At 63.9% G+C, this 4,669-nt stretch carries 4 protein-coding genes; 3 read left to right on the top strand and 1 reads right to left on the bottom strand.

The window, feature by feature from the left end; genetic code table 11:
• Positions 1 to 358, bottom strand: a 358-nt coding sequence (locus M3498_14570) for an enoyl-CoA hydratase-related protein (GenBank protein ID MDQ3460503.1), incomplete at its 3' end; no start/stop codon positions are given.
• 290 nt (positions 359 to 648) lie between these two features.
• Between M3498_14570 and M3498_14565 the strand changes: the two genes are divergently transcribed.
• The 3 genes from M3498_14565 to M3498_14555 all read left to right on the top strand — a co-directional run.
• The gene (locus M3498_14565) at positions 649 to 2,229 is read left to right on the top strand and encodes a 4-coumarate--CoA ligase family protein (GenBank protein MDQ3460502.1); all 1,581 of its coding nucleotides are present in this window, start codon (positions 649 to 651) and stop codon (positions 2,227 to 2,229) included.
• A gap of 236 nt (positions 2,230 to 2,465) precedes the next feature.
• Positions 2,466 to 3,449 carry a TAXI family TRAP transporter solute-binding subunit gene (locus M3498_14560; protein ID MDQ3460501.1) on the top strand — a complete coding sequence of 328 codons (984 nt, stop codon included), beginning with the start codon at positions 2,466 to 2,468 and terminating at the stop codon, positions 3,447 to 3,449.
• A gap of 23 nt (positions 3,450 to 3,472) precedes the next feature.
• Positions 3,473 to 4,669 (top strand): TRAP transporter fused permease subunit (locus tag M3498_14555; GenBank protein MDQ3460500.1); only part of this gene is annotated, 1,197 nt, incomplete at its 3' end.

Here is a 4,669-nt window from a genome sequence, read left to right as displayed (position 1 = left end):
CCACCCGGTAGTGACAGGCCAGGGCCAGCTCGAGCCCGCCCCCCAAAGCCGCGCCACCGATGGCGGCGACGACGGGCTTGGAACTGGCCGCCACGCCCTCGACCAGGCCGCGCACATCGGGCGCCCGGTCGCGCGGCAGCCCAAAGGTCTTGATGTCCGCCCCGGCGATAAAGCTTCGTCCAGCCCCGATGAGCACCAGAGCCGCTACCGCGTCGTCGGCGCCGGCCCGCTCGAGCCCCGCCAGGATACCCTCGGGCACCCCGGGCCCGAGCACGTTGACGGGCGGGTTGTCGATGGTGAGCACGGCGACGTCGCCGCGTTTGTCGTAAGCAACTTCATAAGTGACCAAGTCCGGCATGGGTTTTGCCTCCTCTAGGTTGACCGGGTCACGGGCTCGAGGCGTCCCTTGGCGCTCACCTTGCCCTCGCTCCCTGTCCCTGTAGCTCTCTGTAGAGCTTTCTGTAGAGAGTGTAACAGCCCAGATGCCCAGGGCGTGACGGCTCTTTGGGCTCGAGCGGACACAGTCTGCCCACCCTCTTGCCCATCCTCGCGATTTCGTAGAGCGCCCGCTTGGAGATGTATAGGTTGGGGTGTATAGAATGTAGGGGCTTAGACCAACCAAAAATCTGGGTGCGCGTAGGAGGTAAGATGATATACCGAAGCCCCTTTCCCGACGTTTTGATCCCTGAGCTGCCGCTGACCCGGTTGGTTCTTGGCCGCGCCGCCGAGTTGGGAGACAAGCCTGCCCTGATCGAAGGTCCCAGCGGACGCACCCTCAGCTACCGTCAGGTCGCCGAGTCGGTGAAGCGGGTCGCCGCAAGCCTGGCCGAGCGCGGCTTCAAGAAGGGGAACGTCTTTGCTATCTACAGCCCCAATCTGCCCGAGTACGCGATCGTCTTTCACGCCGTAGCGGTGCTCGGTGGCACCGTGACCACCGTCAACCCGCTCTATACCTCCTTTGAGCTCAGTTATCAGCTCAAAGACGCCGGGGCGAGCTTTCTCGTCACCGCGCCGGCCTTTCTGGAAAACGCGCGCAAGAGTGCAGAGGAAACGGGCCTCAAAGAGGTGTTCGTGTTCGGTGAGGCCGAGGGCGCGACGCCCTTCGCGGCGCTCCTGCAAAGCGGCGGTGAGGCTCCCGAGGTACCGATCGACCCGAAAGAGGATGTCGTGGTGCTCCCTTACTCGAGCGGCACCACCGGCCTGCCTAAAGGAGTCATGCTCACGCACTACAACCTAGCGGCCAACCTGAGGCAGCTAGAAGGCTTCCAGACGCACCGCAACAACCCCGTGACTGAAAGAGATGTCCTCATCGGCCTGTTGCCCTTTTATCACATCTACGGCATGGTGGTGGTCATGAACTTCGCGCTCTACCAGGGCGCGACGGTCGTGACCATGCCCAGGTTCGACCTGAAGCGGTTTTTGGACATCGTGCAGAGCTACAGGGTCAGCTACGCGAATCTGGTGCCGCCGATCGTGCTGGCGCTCGCCAAGCAGCCGCTGGTCGAAAGCTACGACCTGTCCAGCCTGCACGGCGTGATCTCGGGAGCGGCCCCACTGGGCAAGGATGTGGCGGCGGCTTGCGCCAGGCGCCTCGGCTGCGAGGTGACGCAGGGCTACGGCATGACCGAACTGAGCCCCGTCACCCACAACAACCCCGACCCGTCAGAAACGATCGACATGTCGCTGGTCGGCCCTTGCATCCCCAACACCGAGTGCCGCATCGTTGATGTGGCTACGGGCGAGGATCTGGGTCCCGGCGAGCCGGGCGAGCTGCTCGTTCGCGGGCCGCAGATGATGAAGGGTTACTTGAACAACCCCGTAGCGACCGCGAAGACCATCGACGAACAGGGCTGGCTCCACACCGGCGATATCGCCACCGTGGACGCCAAGGGCTATTTCGCGGTGATCGACCGGGTCAAGGAACTGATCAAGTACAAGGGCTTCCAGATCGCCCCGGCCGAACTCGAGGCTGTGCTGCTCACGCACCCGGCGGTGAGCGACGCGGCGGTGATCGGCCTTCTTGACGAGGAGGCGGGCGAGGTTCCCAAGGCGTTTGTGGTAAGAAAAGAGCCTGAAGGGAAAGAGGTCGGCGAGGACGCCATCATGAGCTTCGTCGCGGAGCGGGTCGCGCCCTACAAAAAACTGCGCAAGCTCGAGTTCGTCGCGGCGATTCCCAGGTCTCCCGCGGGCAAGATTTTGCGCCGGGTGCTCATAAGCCAGGAGAAATAGCAAAAAGCGCTTCTGGCGACCTGGAGGAGCTGCGCTGCCCTCGACTCGGCTTCCACCATCCGCCTACTCCGTTGACAGGGCGCTGTTGACAGGGCGCTGTTGACAGAACAAAGAGGCGGTGATAAGCTTTCGCTCGAACCAACCGAACGGTCGTACGTCAGAGGCATCTACCGGGCGAGCACCAAGCTTTATCGCAACTGCCGTCTCCAAGGTGTTCTGATATGAAAGGGGAAATCATGAGCAGGATCGTCTTTACCGTCTTCGTTCTGGCGTTGGGCCTCTTCGGCTCGGCCCAAACCACCAGGGAGGACGCGGACCTGCCGCGCTTTCTCGTCACCGCGAGCGGCCCGACGGGTTCGACCTGGTATCCGGTGGCGACCGTTTTGGCCGACATCTGGATGGAGGAGTTTTCAGGGCTCAACGTCTCCGTCGTCGAAGGCTCGGGCCTCGGCAACCTCCACACCGTTCAAGACCACCAGGACGGCCAGATCGGCTTTACCTTCATGCACGACTTTCTCGCCGCCGGTGAAGGCAGAGAGCCCTTCGAGGCGCCCTACGACAACGTCGGCGTCGTCATGGCCCTCTATCCCTCCTTGTACTACGTGGTGGTGATGGAGGGCAGCCCGATCGAGAGCATCGGCGACCTGCCGGGTCGTCACTTCGCGCCGGGCGAACAAAACTTCAGCGGCGAGCTGATGACCCGCATCGTCCTCGACTCCTACGGCCTCGACTACGACGCTATCCGTCAGGGCGGCGGGCGCATCTCCTTTGGCGGCTATTCGGACATGGCGACCATGCTCCGCGACGGCATTCTCGACGCGGCCTCCTTTCTGGGCTCGCCGGGGTCGCCCATCATCTCCGAAATCGACGCCACCCGGCCCGTGCGCATCATCGGCATGAACCCAGAGAGGGCCGAAGAGCTCGAGGCGCTAGGGCTCGGTTACGTCAGGAGCACCGTCCCGGCGGGCACCTACCGGATGCAGACCGAGGAGGTGGACACCATCTCCATCTACAGCATCGTCTTTGCCAGCCGCCAGCTCTCGGAGGACGCCGTCTACAACCTGACGAGAGCGGTGTGGGAGAACGTCGAGAGGCTTCAGGAAAACCAGCCCGCTCGAGCGCACTGGTTGACCCCGGAATTTGCTCTCGCCGGCACCAGGCCCGAGGACCTTCATCCCGGCGCCCTTCGCTACTACCGCGAGATCGGCCTGCTGAACTAGATCCGGGAGCCGAGGAGGCGACGGTGAATGAGCGGGAGCGCAAGATCGAGGCGGCCTATGTTGCCGAAGCCAGCGAAGAACCGAGCCTCCTCGAGAAGGTGCTCCAGGGGGGAGACTGGGGAGGCGCGGCGAGACTGGTCGCGCTCCTCGTCTCTCTTTTCGCCATCGCCTTTTCGCTCTTTCACATCTACACCGCCGGCTACGGCATCTTGGGCTCGTCGTGGCTGCACCGGGCCATGCACGTGGCCGGGGTGCTCATTTTGGTCTTTACGCTCAAGCCCGCGCGGGGCAAGCGCTTTCACCCCCTGCTGGACGGCCTGCCGCTGCTTTTGGCGGTCGTCGTAGCCGGCTACATGATCACCCAGAGCCTCGACATCCAGATGCGCGAGGGACGGACCGCGCTACCGGACAGGGTCGTCGGCAGCGCGCTCATCCTCCTCATCGTCGAGGCCACCCGCCGGACCTGCGGCTGGCCCATAGCGCTACTCACCTCGGTGTTCATCGGCTACATCTTCGCCGGACCTCATCTGCCGGGGCTCCTGGGGCATCCCGGTTTCAGCTATAACCGCACCATCAGCCAGATGTTCAACAGCACCAACGGCATCTTCTCGGCGCCCATCTACGTTAGCTCGACCGTCTTGGTGCTCTTTATCATCTTCGGCGCGCTGCTCACCCGCTCCGGCCTGGGCTCGGCCATCGTCAACCTGGCGCTCGCCCTCTTGGGCAAGCGCACCGGCGGGCCGGCCTTAGCCGCCGTCGGCGCCAGCGCCGCCATGGGCTCGATCACCGGCAACGGGGCCGCCAACGTAGCCATCACCGGCGCCTTTACCATCCCGCTCATGAAGCGCCTCGGCTACCCCGCACAGTTTGCCGCGGCCACGGAGGCGGCGGCCTCTCAGGGAGGTCAGATCCTGCCGCCCATCATGGGCGCGGCGGCTTTTATCATCGCCGAATACACCGGCGTGCCCTACGTGCGCATTATCGGCCACGCGCTCGGGCCGGCCCTTCTCTACTTCGCGGTGGTCGGCGTCATGGTCTACCTGCAGGCGCGCAAGATGGGCATGAGCGGTCTGCCCGAAGGCATGCTGCCCAAGTTCGGGCGGATTATCCGCACGGCCTGGTTCCAGTTTATCCCCCTGGGCATCATCGTCTATCTCATCATCCAGGGCTTCAGCCCGATGATGGCCGGCTACTGGGGCATCATCAGCACGGTCGTCATC

The sequence above is a fragment of the Deinococcota bacterium genome, assembly GCA_030858465.1.
GTDB lineage: Bacteria > Deinococcota > Deinococci > Deinococcales > Trueperaceae > JALZLY01.
Note: the sequence above shows the minus strand (reverse complement) of the source record. Positions and strands in the feature narration are given on the sequence as shown.

Bases quoted from the DNA above. Each gene is read 5' to 3' on its own strand.
- M3498_14565 (MDQ3460502.1), top strand. From the start codon at position 649: ATGATATACCGAAGCCCCTTTCCCGACGTTTTGATCCCTGAGCTGCCG.
- M3498_14560 (MDQ3460501.1), top strand. From the start codon at position 2,466: ATGAGCAGGATCGTCTTTACCGTCTTCGTTCTGGCGTTGGGCCTCTTC.